Genomic DNA, 15,903 nt, shown 5'->3' on the forward strand with positions numbered 1-15,903 from the left:
CCTCATGCCCCAGTTCCTGACTCAGCTCACTGATGCGCTCACCCGCGCCGAAGAGTGGCTAGCAAGTCGCCCTGTTTTCCGTCGCATTGCAGGTGGCGATGAGTCACATGCGGCCGTCGCGATTGCTCAGGGCATCATCGCTTCGATCATGGTCACGTTGGGCTCGTGGGGCGTTGGCTGGCTTGCTTCTGCGCAGAACTCGCTCTTTGCCCGCACCACGTTCCTGAATCCTCTGCGCGTTGAGCCTTTTGGCGTGATTGCGTGTGCGTGTCTCTTGGCGCTGGGTTCGCTCATTTTGGTTCGCGCGTGGCTACGACTAGGCCAGCGTTCGGGCAAGGATCACCAGCATTCGGTGCCAGTGATTCGCCGGGCGATCCTGTGGTGGTCGCTGCCCATGTTCTTTTCATTCCCAATTTTTTCGCGGGACGTGTACTCGTATTTCGCGCAGGGCCGGCTCATGCACTCGCGTCTCAATCCTTACGAGAATTGGGTGTCCCAGCTGCCGGGTTGGTTCGCGGAGGGTTCGGACGGTCTGTGGGCCGAGTCCGCTAGCCCGTATGGCCCCATCTTCTTGCTGTTCGCTCAGTTCGTCTTCTGGATTTCCGGCGGTATTCCGGAGATCGGCGTCTTGCTGTTCCGCGTCTTCGCAGTTGCTGGCGTGGCGCTGTGCGTCTGGGTAATTCCGCTACTCGCCGAGCGCCTGAAATCCAATCCAGGCTGGGCCCTGTGGGTGAGCGTCGCGAACCCCTTGTTCCTACTCATCATGATTCCCGGCGTCCACAATGACTCCTTCATGATGGGGGCCATTCTGTTGGCATTTTGGTATGGATTACGACGACGCCACGCGGCTTCCGTGATCTGGGCACTGATCGCTATTGGCATCAAGCCGATTGTCTTGATCGGTTTGCCGTTCTTGGGCCTCTTGATGGCTGGACAGGGTGCTTCATGGGGCCGCCGGATCAAGACGTGGGTGCTGTTGGCACTCAGCGTGGGTGTTGGACTCACGATCATGGGAGCCGTGACGCGTCTGTGGTTCGGTTGGATTCCCGGCATGGCGAGCTCCGGCTCCGCAGCCTTTCCTTTTGCACCCATCGGTTTGGTGGGGCAGGGACTGGGCTGGGTGGCATCGCTCTTCGGTCTGGACCATGCCGTGGTGGCTGGCGTGTTCTATACGCTGTGCCGCGTCCTCGCGGTCTTGTTCATCCTGTACTTGGCGCTGTTCCGCAATGATCTGCACCCGATGTTAGGCTTCGCATTAGGGCTGAGCGCAGTGGTGCTACTGGCGCCGATTATTCAGCCTTGGTACTTGCTGTGGATTGTGCCACTCTTTGCCGTGTACCGCGTGTATCGCGGGCTTATTGAAGAGCTTTTCTTCTTGCTATCCGCGATCCTGGTGCTTGTGGGAGTGGTGGATCAGCTCAGCGTTGCACAGTGGATTGACTTGACCCTCGTTCGCATCATTACGGGTATCCTAGGTCTCGTCTACATGGCGGTGTTGATCTTCGTTGATCCGAAGACGCGACATCTGTTCCCGTTCAACCGCTCCTCTTGGCTTCAAGCGCGGCTTAGCGCCACCGAGGAACGCCTCTAGGGTGCTGGTGTTTCGTCTGCTTCGGCAGCGACTTGGCGCTTTCGCCGATTGCCGACAGCCGGGATGAAGATTAGGGACAAGAGCAGTGATAAGGCTGGAAGCCAGAGCCCCGCAAGAATTCCCCAAGAATGCGCAAAGAGGCCCAAAATTGGAGGACCGGTCAACATGGAGGCATATCCGAATACGGATACCAGCCCCACGCGACGAGCGGAATCGGTGGGATGACTTGCAGCAGCAGAGATCCCGAGCGGGAAGCCAAGCGAGACTCCGAGTCCCCACATGACGGCACTCATGAAGAGCGTGAAGACATCGCTCGAGAAGATGAACAGAGCAATTCCGGCAATTCCTACAATCGTGAGCGCAAGCAGTGCAGCGGCGCGGCCCACGAGGTCCACAAAAGGCCCACCGAGTAGTCTGCCAACCATCATCGCGCCAACGAACGCGCCATAGACGAGGGCGGCGTCAGCGTCTGGTCGCTGGTGTCCTTCGTGAGCTGCGAGGGCAATCCAGTCGTTTCCAGCACCTTCAGCAAAGGCCATGAAGAGAATCAGCATGGCGATCATCCAGAGACTGTAGTCGCGTTTCAACGGGGTCGGCGCGGAAAAATGTTCGTCTAGCGTCAGGGGAGTGACGGTGAATGAATGAGAGGAATTGAGGGCAGGGACTGCCAAGATCGCAATCAAGATTCCCAGCGCAGCGATGATGACGAAGTGCGCAAAGACGCTGATGTGCTGCATGCCGACAAACCAGCCGATTCCAGCGCCAACGACGTTTCCGAAGCTATAGAAAGCGTGGAGTAGGGGGAGGAAGGTGCGCTTCAGGCTGCGTTCAATGCGGGCGCCTTCAACGTTCATCAAGACGTCCGTGCAGCTAAGACTCGCTCCATAAAAGAACAGCACAATGCAGACCAGGATGACGTTGGCCCAGAGCGTCGCGGCTCCGAGAGCAAAGATGAAAAGTGAAGAGATGAGAACGGTCCAGGCCAGTCCACGCTGGGCACCAAGGGAACTCTGCACTTTTCTGGCGACTAGGAGGCCGCCAACAGTTCCGGCTGCCATGCAGAACAAGAGAAGACCAATTTGGCTGATGTTGACGGACAAATCACTCTTGACGACTGGAAGTCGTGCGACCCACGAGCTAAAGAAGATGCCAAGCAGCGTGAAGATTGCGATGATCGCGCGAACTTCGAAGCGGATGGGGATGGTCGGATCAGCCGGTGTCGCAGAGCGGTATTTCTCATTTTGAAAGCGCAACAACAGGACGAATCTTAGAATAGAGGTGCGAGACGTAAGTAGGGGGCTCTCATCGGTATTACGCGAAGGATTACCGGACATCGATTCCACTAAAGGTCCGCCAAGCTGTCGTTTATCTAAGTCGCTTTGACAATATCAGGGTAATTGAACGATCGAATTGTGGTGCCCCCGGCGCGGCTCGAACGCGCGACCCGCAGCTTAGAAGGCTGCCGCTCTATCCAACTGAGCTACGGAGGCCAGTGCCAAAGGCACCCGTACATTGTAGAACATCACGCACAGGTCTTTGACACTTCGTGAGTTCTCGTGAGTTATCCCCAAAAACTGCCGTCCTCCCAAACGCCGTGCTGACCGCTTCGCAGACTGGTCATGTACCGCAAAACGTGCGGCGACAACTTGAGAGGAAAAAGCAATGAGTGAAGTGATGACGGTCCGCGGTTTCGTCGCGACGGATCCACGGTTGAAGAAGCTTGAAAACGGAACAGATGCCACTGACTTCCGGTTGGCCTGCAGCGAGCGCTGGTTTGATCGCGAGAAGAACGAATGGGTGGACGGCCAGACCAACTGGTTCTCTGTCACGGCCTACCGTGAGCTCGCAAAGAACTCGGTGTCGAGCATCAAGAAGGGTGAAAAGGTCATTGTGGTGGGACGGCTCAAAGTGCGTACCTTCACGCGTGAAGACTCAACCGTTGGCGCCTACGTCGGCTTGGAAGCCCAATCCATTGGCCATGACCTCACGTGGGCCAGTAGCGCCGTGATTCATAAGTCCTATCCACCGAAGTCATCCAACGACACAACTCAAGCGTCTAGCCCAGAGAGCGCCGGCGCTGCAGAAGAAGGAAACAGCATCACTGCTGAAGAAGAGTTGTGTGCCGACGCCGACCAACAGTTCGAAGCGGAGGACACCGACGATCGTGAATTGGCCATGCGCTGAACCCGCCTAGGCGGTCCTGCCCGTCACCAGAAAAGGGCTAAAAAGTCTTTCAAACCGGGGTGAGAACGAATTCACCAGGCCGGAGTGACCGTAAAACGCTCTCTAATAGGCTGCCGAATACAACTAACCCCGGTTTGGAAGATAGCCTAGAAGGCATGGCCGAATTTATTTACACCATGACCAAGGCGCGCAAAGCTGTTGGCGACAAGGTCATCCTTGACGATGTGAGCATGTCGTTCTTCCCTGGCGCCAAAATTGGCGTTGTGGGTCCGAACGGTGCTGGTAAGTCGACGATCCTTAAGATCATGGCGGGACTCGATACCCCGTCCAACGGTGAAGCACGTTTGAGCCCCGGATACTCCGTGGGAATCTTGCTGCAGGAACCACCTCTCAATGAGGAAAAGACTGTTCTTGGCAACGTCCAAGAAGGCGTGGGCGAGATCTACGAAAAGATCACTCGCTACAACGAGATCTCGGAAGAGATGACCCAGCCCGATGCTGACTTTGATGCTCTCTTGGAAGAGATGGGCAAGCTTCAGGAAGCAATCGACGCCGCTGACGCGTGGGACATCGATTCCCAGCTCGAGCAGGCAATGGACGCGTTGCGTTGCCCGCCAGGGGATAGCCCAGTCACCAACCTTTCCGGTGGTGAACGCCGTCGCGTTGCTTTGTGCAAGCTTTTGCTGCAGAAGCCTGACTTGTTGCTCCTCGATGAGCCTACTAACCACTTGGACGCCGAGTCCGTGTTGTGGCTCGAACAGCACTTGCAATCCTACCCGGGCGCTGTCCTTGCCGTCACCCACGACCGGTACTTCCTCGACCACGTCGCGGAATGGATCGCTGAAGTGGACCGCGGCAAGTTGCACCCATACGAGGGCAACTACTCGACCTACCTTGAGAAGAAGCGCGAACGTCTTGCAATCCAGGGCAAGAAGGATCAGAAGCTCGCAAAGCGACTCGCTGACGAACTCGACTGGGTGCGCTCCAACTCCAAGGGTCGCCAGACCAAGTCGAAGGCTCGTTTGGCACGCTACGAAGAGATGGCTGCCGAGGCGGAGAAGACTCGCAAGCTCGACTTCGAAGAGATCCAGATTCCACCAGGACCACGTCTTGGCTCTCTGGTGATCGAAGCCAAGAACTTGCAGAAGGGCTTCGACGATCGCACCTTGATCGACGGACTCTCCTTCACGTTGCCACGCAACGGCATCGTCGGCGTTATCGGCCCGAACGGTGTGGGTAAGTCGACGCTCTTCAAGACCATTGTTGGACTTGAAGAACTCGACGGCGGCGACCTGCGCGTTGGTGAAACGGTCAAGATTTCTTACGTTGACCAGAACCGCGCCGGCATCGACCCAGACAAGTCCCTGTGGGAAGTTGTCTCCGACGGTCTCGACTACATCAACGTTGGACAGGTTGAAATGCCGTCCCGCGCTTACGTTTCTGCGTTCGGCTTCAAGGGCCCAGATCAGCAGAAGCGCGCTGGCGTGCTCTCCGGTGGTGAGCGTAACCGCTTGAACCTCGCGTTGACCCTCAAGCAGGGTGGAAACCTCTTGCTCCTTGACGAACCGACTAACGACCTCGACGTGGAAACTCTTTCCTCGCTCGAAAACGCGTTGCTCGAATTCCCGGGCTGCGCCGTCGTGATTTCCCACGACCGTTGGTTCCTTGACCGAGTGGCTACCCACATCCTCGCGTACGAAGGCACCGAGGAAAACCCGGCCAACTGGTACTGGTTCGAGGGTAACTTCGAGTCGTACGAGCAGAACAAGATTGAGCGACTCGGCCCAGACGCGGCGAAGCCTCACCGCGTGACGCACCGCCGGTTGACCCGCGACTAAGCGCGAAACCAACGGTTGGCTGAAGTAGCCAACTAAGAGCAAGGCCCACAGGAGCATCGGTTCAACCGAATCCTGTGGGCCTTTTGCTGTCTGCAGCGTATTTTTGGTGCCGAATTAGATGCCGGCTTACTCGCCGGTGGCTTGTTCCTGCTCATCGGAAAGCTGAGGGATGCGAATCATGCCTTCCTGGGCAACCGTTGCCAACAATTCACCGTTGCGGGAGAAGATACGTCCCGTTCCCAAACCTCGTGCCTCGGAAGCGCTCGGCGATTCCTGCACATAGAGCATCCACTCATCGACGGCCACAGGGCGGTGCCACCACATCGCGTGGTCCAAGGACGCAATGCTCATGCCCGGCGTGGTCCACACCAGCTTGTGGCGACGCATGACTGACTCGAGCAGCGTGTAGTCAGATGCGTACGCGAGAGCAGCGCGGTGAACTGCCTGCGGTGTACCGGCTGGCAGGGGATCGCGAGTCTTGATCCACACCACGGTGCCTGCGAACGGATCGGCCGCAGGCTTGAAGAAGATTGGCTCGTCCACATAACGGAAGTCGAAAGGACGGTTCTCGCGCCAGTCCTTCGCCATCGGGTGGTCAATTCCCTCAAGCCACTTGGACGCAGTCGGCAAAGTCTCCGGATCCGGAATGTTGGAGGGGAAATCCATCTGGTGCTCAATGCCAACGGCAGGCACCTCGAAGGACGCGATCATCGAGAGGATCGGCACACCATCTTGATAAGCGTGAACCCGGCGAGCTGAAAAGGATCGGCCATCGCGCAAGCGCTGCACGCCGAAGGTGATGGGCTTGGAAATATCGCCTGGGCGAAGGAAGTAACCATGCAATGAGTGAATGGCACGGTCTTCCTGAACCGTACGCGAGGCCGCAACTACCGACTGGCCCAATACTTGGCCACCGAAAACGCGACGGTTCGGTTGTTTTGGCGAGTGACCTACGAAGATGTCTTCGTCGGTGCGCGCTTCAGGATCTCCATCTACATCCAAAAGATCGATGAGTCGTTCTGTTGGATTCATATCCGACACTATTTCGCTCCTTGCAGCTCAAACTACCTCGCGAGGCACAACACTTTCCCTAGAGATTATCCGTGGGATCCAGTGTCACCAAACATATTCACCGAGGACGTCGTCAACTGGTGGCAAGATTGAGGGGTGCCTTTCCCAAATCTCGAGTTCATCGACTCCGAATCCGTCCGTGACCTCGGTCAATTTCTCGCCCGTGCTCGTTCCATCAATGATGACGGCGTCATGCTTCAAACGGTCGGAACCGCGCTAGCAACCTATGTTCCGCTTCTTTCCGTGGGCAACTTTGGCCTTCAATTACTGGGAAAGAACGACGACGCAGCTTCAGCAGGAGAGCAACCAACGGACGCGATGCTCCTGTTGGGCATGCGAGTTTCTCGACTGGCTCGCGATCATGAGAGCCAGATTGGTGTTTACAGCATCGGCGATATTACGGATAGAACTGCACGGTTGGATGATCCGGTGTCTGCCGGTGCAGCGCCGGTCATCCCCGCTCCACCCGCAGAAAAGGTGGCATCATGGGCTCGACATGTTCCACCTCGCAGTGGCTGGGAACTGGTAGCGGAATTCTCAAGCGAGGAAATCGAAGAGCACGCAAATCAGGCGATTGAAGCGGTTGCGAAAGCTTTGCCCGCGAACCCGGGCGGCGCCGTCGTACAAACTGTGCGTGAACGCATTTGGACTTCCCGGCTGGAACAAACCTCGCTTGCGCTGGGAGCCGCAATCGCCATGAAAACTCTGGGATTCCTCACGCCCGGGGAGCCGGTGAGGCACACACGAACTGGTGCATGGCAGCGGTTGAGCGCCAGCAAGGGTCACGTGCTGGTTTTCTCGCGTTAACCGGGAATTCGCCTAGATTTTTCTTCGCGCAAGTAGCTTTCGATCATGCGTAAATCACTCACCGCCGCTGTAGCGGCGTCTCTCGTACTGTCCGTTCCTTTCGCCGCAACCGCTGCATCCGCGGCACCTACAAACAAGAATGCCGAGAAATCTGCTGCCAAAGCTGACCAGCAGCAGTCTCTCAAGGTCGCTACCTATAACTCGTCGCTCAACCGGAATGCCGAAGGCGATCTGGTTCGCGATTTGTCGACCCCAGACAATGTGCAGGCTAAGGCTGTGGCTGAAGTGATCCAGATGAATCAGCCAGACGTGCTGCTCATCAACGAATTCGACTACGACGCCGAACACCGTGCCGCAGATTTGTTCCGCACTCATTACCTTGCAGTCTCTCAAAACGGTCAGCCAACCGCAGATTACCCGTACGTGTACACCGCGCCGGTGAACACCGGTGTGCCTTCGGGTTTTGATTTGAACAACAACGGCGCTGTGGCCGGTGGTGACGATGCGTGGGGATTCGGACTGTTCCCCGGTCAGTACGGCATGGTGGTCTACTCGAAGTATCCGATCCTCGAAGATCAGGTGCGCACCTTCCAGAACTTCCTGTGGAAGGACATGCCAAACCACGCCATCCCTGAGAACTGGTACTCCGCGCAAGAGCTCGAGCAGTTCCCTCTGTCTTCCAAGAGCCACTGGGACATCCCGGTTCAGGTGGACAACAAGGTAGTCCACGCGCTGACCTCGCACCCGACCCCACCCACCTTCGACGGTCCCGAGGACCGCAATGGCCGCCGCAACCATGACGAAATCCGGTTCTGGGCTGACTACGTCGCCACCTCCAAGAAGCAGTCGTCATACATCTACGACGACAACGGAGAGTTCGGCGGACTCAAGGCTGGCGAGCGCTTCGTGATCCTTGGCGATCAGAACGCGGATCCGAAGGATGGAGATTCGTTGGATCAGGCGATTCAGCAGTTGCTCAACCACAACCGTATTCAGGATCCGTTGCCAACGTCCGAGGGTGGCCCGGAAGCGGCAGTCTTGCAGAACGGCGCAAACCTGACTCATGAGGCTGATCCTGCCTATGACACGGCTGACTTCGCAGATGGCGCTCCGGGCAACTTGCGTGCCGACTACGTTTTGCCATCTCGCAATTTGGTAGTTGAGGATGCCGGCGTTTTCTGGCCTAAGAAGGGCGAGCCTGGCTCAGAGCTAACTGGCGAATACCCGTTCCCGACGTCCGATCACCGCTTGGTGTGGGTTGAAATCAAGAAGTAGTTCAGCACCTTAAACCAAAAGCTGCGGAGGTCCTCGCCATGAGAACCTCCGCAGCTTTTAGTTGTCTGGCGTGTTCTGCAACGAATGCGCGGCACGCTCGAAGTAATCCCACAACGTCGCGTCCTGAAGCTGGGGGAGTGCCATCTCGTCAAGGGCTGTGCGCATGAACGCAAGCCACTTATCGCGGTTTATGGAATTCACCGGGAACGGGTGATGGCGCATGCGCAAGCGCGGGTGACCGCGGTGCTCACCGTACGTGGTGGGTCCGCCCCAGTATTGCTCCAAGAACAATTGAAGTCGTACTTGAGCGGGACGCAGGTCTTCCTCCGGATACATGGCGCGGAAATCGGGATCCTTCTCCACCTCGCGGTAGAAGATCTCCGTCAATTTCTTGAACGTTTCCTTGCCGCCCACGGAGTAATAGAACGTACCGGCGTAATCCTCGAGGCGGTACTCCTCAGCTTCTTTGGAAGCGCCCGCAGAGCCTGAACCAGTGGGTCGCAATTGCGAAATCTTCTGGCCCATATCGTCGCGGCGGGGGATCAGTGGAACATCATTCATGATTCGAGTTTAGGAGGTGCTTGCTTGCTTCCCGAATCGTGAGTGGCGAGAGTTCGTCACGGTGGGTTTTCAGGAAATCCTTGACCCAGGGCTCATTTGATTTGGCGTATTCACGCAGCGCCCAACCTGCGGCTTTGCGGATAAAGAAATCCTTATCAGCCGCATTCTCGGTGATGGCGTAGGCGAGGAGCTCGGTATCAGTGGATTTCTTGAGCTTCAGTTGGGCGATGATAGAAGTACGACGACGCCACTTATTTTCGTGGTGCACCCACTCCCGTAGGAGTTTAGTAAGTGCTAACTGGTGGGTGGTCAAGAGTTCGGAAAAATGGCCCTGAACTGCGTCCACCAATTCCCACCACTGGCCTGTGTCGATCATGTGGGTAAGCAGCGGAAGGACTTCGATGTTCCCGCGAATGGAAGCGATATCCAGCGTGTCTTGGGCGGCATAGAGGTGGTCGCGATGAGTGGCCTTGTTCCAGACGAATTCCGCGGCGGCAATGCGCTGCAGGGGATCGGTGCCGAAGTGCTCTTTCGCCAGCTGCATAGTGAGCTTGCGGCTCTGCGGTTTCGGGACGCCGAAATGCGGAATGTCAGACTTCATGTAAGCCTGCATCTTGGCAGCACGTTCTGGGTCTTGAAGAGCTAGGTGAGCCTCGGTGATTGCCTTGTAGAAGTCCTCAAGGGCTTCGTCGGATGGGGCTGTCGGCGCTGTAGGTTCTGTGGCCCTGTTGCTTCTCATGCCGGTGGCGATTCTGGCTCATGGTGGACGGGGAAATTCACGGATCGGGCGATGAAACATACGTCGCGTGCTTGATCGTGAAGTGAATCGGCGAGGGCACGCTGGGATTCATCGGCCAAGGAGACTCGTGGTCGCAACGTCGCGGAGGTGAGCTCACCGCTGCCGTCAGGATTCACGTTCAGTGTTGCGGTTGCATGGTCGTCGTACGCGGTGACCACCACGTTGTTCATCACGGCGACGTGAAGGTAGGACAGCATGTGGCACTGTGCCAGGGCAGCAAGCATGAGCTGCTCTGGGTTCCAGCGTTCTGCATCTCCCCGGAAGGGTCTAGCCGCACTACCCAGAATCTCGCCGGGACCGTCAGCTAGGACGTTGTGGGAGCGCGAGTAGTCACGGTAACCAGAGGTGCCAGTTCCCTGGTTCCCGGTCCAGTGCACGTCGAGTTCAAAATGATGCTCGTTAAAGGACATGTCTTCAGCCTACTTTCACGCTTATTACTCAGGTGACTGAGACCAAAAAAGAACTGCGCCGGAGTGGTGTCGTTGCGACGTCCACTCCAGCGCAGTTCAGATGTTGACTAGTTACCGATGTGGGCTGTGTCCAGATTGCCGAAGGATCGGTTATCTGGATAGCCGTACTACTTAGTGGTCAGCGGCACGAGCCGTCAACGCACGAGCAATTCCATCGCGGCTCTCGAGCACCAGGCGACGCAATGCCGGGATCTCGTCTCCGAGGTTCTTCAAGAACTCATCCGCGCTAGCAAGCGTGGATTGTGCAACTTGCGTGACAGGGAACAGGCCGAGGACGATCTGCTCTGCCGTATCAAACGACTTGGATTCCCAGACCTTGCGGATGGAACCGAAGTATTCCTCGGCAAAGCCAGCCAGCAGCTGCGAGTCGTGTGCTCGGTTGAAGCCCATGATGGCAGCACGTGACTGAGCGTTGGAGAGCTTCTCGCCGGAGCGAATCTCCTCGAACATGGCACGCTTTGCTTCAAGAGTTGGAAGTGCAGCACGAGCCGTGTGCGCGGACAAGTCACCGTTGGCGGTGTCATCCGTGGCCAACATCGCATCGATGTCGGCCTGGCCCTTGCGGCCGCCAGCAACAAGCGCGGTCAAGAGTGCCCACTTCATGTCAACGTCGAGGGACATTCCGTCGAGCTCTTGCGTGCCGTTCAACAGTGCTTCGACAGTGTCGAGCTGCGATGTCGTGCGGGAGCGCAACGCGAATGCCTTGACGAACTGAAGCTGAGCGTCGGATCCTGGCTGAGCCTGCTGAGACAGTTCCCACAAGCGGTCAGCGGCGCGTTCGGAAAGTTCCTTGCGAGCGTCGTCCGCAACGTAGGAATCCAACGTGGTTCCCAGCTGGCGCAAGAGCACCATGATGACGGTCGAGTCGCTCTCGTTGCCGATGTTGTTGAGCACAAGCTCTACATACTGGCGAGCTGGCGTCTCAGCGTCACGCGTGGCATCCCATGCGGCGCCCCAGATGATGGTGCGGGGGAGTGAGGATTCGAAGTCCTTCAAGTGATCAACTGCGAAAGCAAGAGACTTTTCGTCGAGACGAATCTTTGCGTACGCGAGGTCGTCGTCGTTCACCAAAATAAGTGCGGGACGTTCGATGCCTTCGAGCTCCACCACGGTGGTGTCTTCGCCATCCAAGTCCAACTCCACGCGGTGCGTACGAGTCAGCTTGCCGGAGGCATCCAGATCGTACGTGCCAACAGCCAAGCGGTGTGGGCGTAGCGTGTTGTGGTTTTCCGGTGCGGACTGGCGAATGGTGAAGGAGGAAATCTTTCCTTCGGCGTCCTCTTCAATCCTTGGCTCTAACTTGTTGACGCCAGCAGTCTCGAGCCACTGTGCGCCCCAGTTAGAAAGGTCACGGCCCGAGGAAACCTCAAGCTCGGAAAGCAGATCCTTGAGCTCGGTGTTCTTCCATGCGTGCTTTGCGAAGTAGGAACGAACGCCGGCCATGAACTCTTCCTGACCAACCCAGGCAACGAGCTGGCGAAGGACGGAAGCGCCCTTGGCGTAGGTAATGCCGTCGAAGTTCACCTGCACGTCTTCAAGATCGTTAATAGGAGCAACGATCGGGTGCGTGGATGGCAGCTGGTCCTGAGCGTAAGCCCATGACTTCTCGAGCGAGGAGAAGGTGGTCCAAGACTGCGTGAATTCGGTGGCTTCTGCTGCCGCGAGCGTGGACATGAACTCTGCGAAGGACTCGTTGAGCCAGAGATCGTTCCACCACTTCATGGTCACCAAGTCGCCGAACCACATGTGAGCGAGTTCGTGAAGGATGGTGATGGCGCGGCGCTCAACAAGCGCATCCGGCACCTTGGAACGGAAGACGTAGCTTTCCAGGAACGTGACAGCGCCAGCGTTCTCCATAGCGCCGGCGTTGAACTCCGGGACAAAGAGCTGGTCATACTTCTCAAATGGGTACGGTGTGCCGAACTGCTTCTCGAAGAATTCAAAGCCCTGACGGGTGATCGTGAAGATGTTGTCAGCGTCCACGAATTCCATGAGGGACTTACGCGCGAAGACACCGAGTGGGATGACTCGTCCGTCAGAGCTGGTGAGCTCGGAGCGGATGTTTTGGTACGGGCCGGCAATAAGTGCAGTGACGTAAGAAGCCAAACGTGGAGTCGGTGCGAAGGTCCAGGTCTTCTTGGTGTCATCAACAGCAACAGGCTCAGGAGTGGTCTGGTTTGAGATGAGATCCCAGTGAGCAGGAGCGGTCACGGTGAACTGGAACGTTGCCTTGAGGTCCGGCTGCTCAAACACAGCAAACATGCGGCGCGAATCTGGAACCTCAAACTGGGTATAGAGGTATACCTCTTGGTCTACGGGGTCCACGAAACGATGAAGGCCTTCGCCGGTGTTCGTATAAAGGGCGTCTGCCTCAATGGTGACGACGTTCTCTGCTGCAAGCTCTGGAAGCTGAATGCGGACGCCATCAGAGTTCTGCTCTGGATCAATCTCAGCGCCGTTGACTGTAATGCGGTGAACTTTGTCCGTCACAGCATCGATGAAAGTAGAGGCTCCAGCTCGCGCGGAGAAGCGCACGGTGGTGGTCGAGCCAAAAATTCGCTCGCCACGGGTAAGGTCAAGGGAGACTTCGTAGCTGTCTACAGAAATGTGTTCTGCACGCTCGCGAGCTTCCTCGCGGGTGAGATTTAGTCCGGGCACGTTTGCACCTTTCGAAATGAAAGAGATCTTTGAGACTTTTATTGTGTCACTCGTCACGCGACTTTGAACAGTACGAAACGAACAATGGATCCAAAACGGTAATCTGATGGGAAATATCAGAACCATTCGAAAAGGATCACTATGCGTATCCACATTGCCACGGATCATGCTGGACTCGAGCTAAGCCACCACCTCATTAAGCATTTGACGGAAGCCGGCCACGAAGTCACGGATCACGGACCGCAAAGCTACGACCCACTCGACGACTACCCAAGCTTCTGCATTAACGCTGCTCTTGCGGTGGCCGCAGACCAGGCAAATGGCGTTGAGGCACTAGGAATTGTCCTTGGTGGCTCCGGAAACGGCGAACAGATTGCTGCAAATAAGGTCAAGGGCATCCGTGCTGCATTGGTCTGGAACCAGAACACGGCAAAGCTTGCGCGTGAACACAACGATGCAAACGTTGTAGCTGTGGGTGGACGTCAGCATTCTCTAGAGGAAGCAACTGCCCTTATTGATGCCTTTATTGCTGAACCATTTTCAAATGACGAGCGTCACGTTCGTCGAATTGGAAAGATCGCAACGTACGAAAACACGGGCGACGTGGTTTTGTGACGCGATAGCTTCATGAAAGATCCGTCTAGGCCTTGAGTAAAAGTTCTAGACGGATAAACGAAAAGAGCGGCCAAATGGCCGCTCTTTTTTCTTTATTTATATGGAGGGGACGACGGGAATCGAACCCGCGTAATCAGTTTGGAAGACTGAGGCTTTACCATTAAGCTACGTCCCCATTCCCGGATAAGTTCCGGAAAGGACTTGAAAAGATTAGCAGGGCTCAGCGTCGCCAGCAAATCGGAGATCAGGCGACGCGCCGAGACATGCCCGATTTCTTTTTTTGGGCAATGTCTGCGTAGACTATTCAAGCACCGAAACGGGGTGTAGCTCAGCTTGGCTAGAGCGCGCGCTTTGGGAGCGTGAGGCCGCAGGTTCGAATCCTGTCACCCCGACTCTGAACAAGACACCGCTCGGACCCTTCAAACGATGTGGTCCGGGCGGTGTTCATGTTTGGTCGTGTAGTTATCAACTATCCCAATCTCAGGAGTACTACGCCGTGAAGAGCGCCGTTGAAACACTCAACCCCACCCGCGTCAAGCTCGAGGTTGAGGTTCCACTAGAAGAACTCAAGCCGGAAATCGACAAGGCGTACAAGTCGATCGCCACGCAGATCCAGGTTCCTGGTTTCCGTAAGGGCAAGGTTCCTTCTCGTTTGATCGACCAGCGCGTTGGCCGTGGCTACGTCATTGAGACGGCCATCAACGAAGGCCTGAACGGTTACTACCAGCAGGCAGTGCTTGAGAACGAACTCGTTCCACTGTCTCGCCCAGAAGTTGAGATCTCCGAACTTCCTGATCCAGAGAAGAACGAAGGCCAGCTCAAGTTCCACGTTGAGATTGACGTTCGCCCAACCATTGAACTTCCTGACTACAAGGGTCTTGACATCGAAGTTGATGCAGCCAAGACCTCTGACGATGATGTTCAGGCTCAGCTCGACGAACTTCGCGGCCGCTTTGGCACGTTGAAGAACGTTGATCGCCCAACCGCCGATGGCGACTACATCACCATCGACCTTGGCGCTTCCGTCGAGGACGAAGAAGTAGATTCCGCAACGGGCCTTTCCTACCTCGTAGGCTCCGGCACTATGCTCGACGGCTTGGATGAGGCTGTTATCGGCCTTTCCGCTGACGAGGATGCAACCTTCACCACTGCTTTGGTGGGTGGCGAGCACGCCGGCAAGGACGCAACCGTCAAGGTTAAGGTCACCGCAGTCAAGGAGCGCGAGCTTCCTGAGGCAAACGACGACTTCGCCCAGTTGGCTTCCGAGTTCGACACGATGGACGAGCTCATGGCTGACCTCAAGCGCGTTGCTGACGAGTCCAAGGTGACCGAGCAGGGCATCCAGGCTCGCGACAAGGTCATGGACCGCCTCGTGGAAATCATCGAGGTTCCAGTTCCTGAGTCCGTCATCGAAGAGCAGGTTGCTTCTCACTTCGGCGACCACCAGCACGATCAGGAAAACGATCACGACACCCCAGAGCACCGCGCTGAGGTTCGTGAAAACACCGAGCGTGCTTTCCGCAACGAGATCATCCTTGACGCTATTGCTGAAAAGGAAGAAATCGGTGTCGAGCAGGCTGAGCTCATCGAATACATCGTTCAGGCTTCCCAGCAGTACGGCATCGACCCGAACCAGTTCGCTCAGATGCTTGACCAGCAGGGTCAGGTCTCCATGATGGTTGGCGAAGTTCGCCGCCGTAAGGCACTTGCTCACGTTCTTGAGCTTGCAGCCGTCAAGGACACCGAGGGCAACGAGGTTGATTTGACCACTTTCGTTCGCCCAGCCGGTGAGCTTGCTGAAGAGAACGACGACGCAGCTGAGGTGTCCGAGGAAACTGAAGAAGACGCAAAGGCATAAGTCTTAGCCTCATAATTTCTCACTCGCGAGAGTGAAATGTCCGACGCCGTGGCCCGCGAAAGCGAGCTGCGGCGTCGTTCTTTATTCCCCAAAATCACCCACAGCTGAACCATGAAGCGGGGGTATGCGCCAACAGCGAACAGTAGGCGCGGAAACCCCACATCAGGCGTGGATAT

The 15,903-nt window shown here is 56.6% G+C and carries 13 protein-coding genes and 3 tRNA genes; 8 read left to right on the forward strand and 8 right to left on the reverse strand.

Features of this window, described 5'->3' with window-relative positions; translation table 11 throughout:
• Positions 1–4 precede the first annotated feature (4 nt).
• Positions 5–1,591 carry a polyprenol phosphomannose-dependent alpha 1,6 mannosyltransferase MptB gene (gene mptB / locus BKA12_RS03355; protein WP_183640636.1) on the forward strand — a complete coding sequence of 529 codons (1,587 nt, stop codon included), beginning with the start codon at positions 5–7 and terminating at the stop codon, positions 1,589–1,591.
• On the opposite strand, the gene BKA12_RS03360 is transcribed toward mptB, so the two are convergent.
• The gene (locus tag BKA12_RS03360; RefSeq protein WP_183640637.1) at positions 1,588–2,844 is read right to left on the reverse strand and encodes an MFS transporter; all 1,257 of its coding nucleotides are present in this window, start codon (positions 2,842–2,844) and stop codon (positions 1,588–1,590) included. The genes mptB and BKA12_RS03360 overlap by 4 nt on opposite strands.
• A 160-nt stretch (positions 2,845–3,004) precedes the next feature.
• Positions 3,005–3,081, reverse strand: a tRNA-Arg gene (locus BKA12_RS03365).
• Positions 3,082–3,253: 172 nt separating this feature from the next.
• Between BKA12_RS03365 and BKA12_RS03370 the strand changes: the two genes are divergently transcribed.
• Both BKA12_RS03370 and ettA read left to right on the forward strand, forming a co-directional pair.
• The gene (locus BKA12_RS03370; protein WP_183640639.1) at positions 3,254–3,775 is read left to right on the forward strand and encodes a single-stranded DNA-binding protein; all 522 of its coding nucleotides are present in this window, start codon (positions 3,254–3,256) and stop codon (positions 3,773–3,775) included.
• Positions 3,776–3,930: 155 nt separating this feature from the next.
• On the forward strand, positions 3,931–5,613 hold the full coding sequence (gene ettA, locus BKA12_RS03375) for an energy-dependent translational throttle protein EttA (RefSeq protein WP_183640640.1): 1,683 nt from the start codon (positions 3,931–3,933) through the stop codon (positions 5,611–5,613).
• Between the two features lie 126 nt (positions 5,614–5,739).
• Here ettA and BKA12_RS03380 read toward each other — a convergent pair whose 3' ends face one another.
• Positions 5,740–6,645: an acyl-CoA thioesterase gene (locus BKA12_RS03380; RefSeq protein WP_183640642.1), complete on the reverse strand. Its 906-nt coding sequence runs from the start codon at positions 6,643–6,645 to the stop codon at positions 5,740–5,742.
• Positions 6,646–6,780: 135 nt separating this feature from the next.
• Between BKA12_RS03380 and BKA12_RS03385 the strand changes: the two genes are divergently transcribed.
• A complete protein-coding gene (locus tag BKA12_RS03385) occupies positions 6,781–7,491 on the forward strand; it encodes a DUF8185 domain-containing protein (RefSeq protein WP_183640643.1) in 711 nt (236 codons plus the stop codon).
• A gap of 45 nt (positions 7,492–7,536) precedes the next feature.
• Positions 7,537–8,766, forward strand: a complete 1,230-nt coding sequence (locus BKA12_RS03390) for an endonuclease/exonuclease/phosphatase family protein (RefSeq protein WP_183640645.1) — start codon at positions 7,537–7,539, stop codon at positions 8,764–8,766.
• Positions 8,767–8,823: 57 nt separating this feature from the next.
• On the opposite strand, the gene BKA12_RS03395 is transcribed toward BKA12_RS03390, so the two are convergent.
• From BKA12_RS03395 to pepN, 4 genes are all read right to left on the reverse strand, one after another.
• On the reverse strand, positions 8,824–9,291 hold the full coding sequence (locus BKA12_RS03395; protein WP_183644496.1) for a globin: 468 nt from the start codon (positions 9,289–9,291) through the stop codon (positions 8,824–8,826).
• 28 nt (positions 9,292–9,319) lie between these two features.
• On the reverse strand, positions 9,320–10,066 hold the full coding sequence (locus tag BKA12_RS03400; RefSeq protein WP_183640647.1) for a DNA alkylation repair protein: 747 nt from the start codon (positions 10,064–10,066) through the stop codon (positions 9,320–9,322).
• Positions 10,063–10,536, reverse strand: a complete 474-nt coding sequence (locus BKA12_RS03405; protein ID WP_183640649.1) for an OsmC family protein — start codon at positions 10,534–10,536, stop codon at positions 10,063–10,065. Before BKA12_RS03405 ends, BKA12_RS03400 begins: the two co-directional genes overlap by 4 nt.
• Positions 10,537–10,707: 171 nt before the next feature.
• The gene (gene pepN, locus BKA12_RS03410; RefSeq protein ID WP_183640650.1) at positions 10,708–13,254 is read right to left on the reverse strand and encodes an aminopeptidase N; all 2,547 of its coding nucleotides are present in this window, start codon (positions 13,252–13,254) and stop codon (positions 10,708–10,710) included.
• Between the two features lie 141 nt (positions 13,255–13,395).
• On the opposite strand from pepN, the gene BKA12_RS03415 reads away from it, so the two are divergent.
• Positions 13,396–13,869 carry a ribose-5-phosphate isomerase gene (locus tag BKA12_RS03415; protein WP_183640652.1) on the forward strand — a complete coding sequence of 158 codons (474 nt, stop codon included), beginning with the start codon at positions 13,396–13,398 and terminating at the stop codon, positions 13,867–13,869.
• Positions 13,870–13,970: 101 nt separating this feature from the next.
• On the opposite strand, the gene BKA12_RS03420 is transcribed toward BKA12_RS03415, so the two are convergent.
• Positions 13,971–14,044 (reverse strand) — tRNA-Gly (locus tag BKA12_RS03420).
• A gap of 142 nt (positions 14,045–14,186) precedes the next feature.
• Between BKA12_RS03420 and BKA12_RS03425 the strand changes: the two genes are divergently transcribed.
• Together BKA12_RS03425 and tig are read left to right on the forward strand one after the other, a co-directional pair.
• Positions 14,187–14,261 (forward strand) — tRNA-Pro (locus BKA12_RS03425).
• Positions 14,262–14,365: 104 nt separating this feature from the next.
• Positions 14,366–15,727, forward strand: coding sequence for a trigger factor (tig, locus tag BKA12_RS03430; RefSeq protein WP_183640654.1), 1,362 nt, complete (start codon positions 14,366–14,368; stop codon positions 15,725–15,727).
• Positions 15,728–15,903 lie beyond the last annotated feature (176 nt).

It is taken from the genome of Neomicrococcus lactis, from assembly GCF_014200305.1.
GTDB lineage: Bacteria > Actinomycetota > Actinomycetes > Actinomycetales > Micrococcaceae > Neomicrococcus > Neomicrococcus lactis.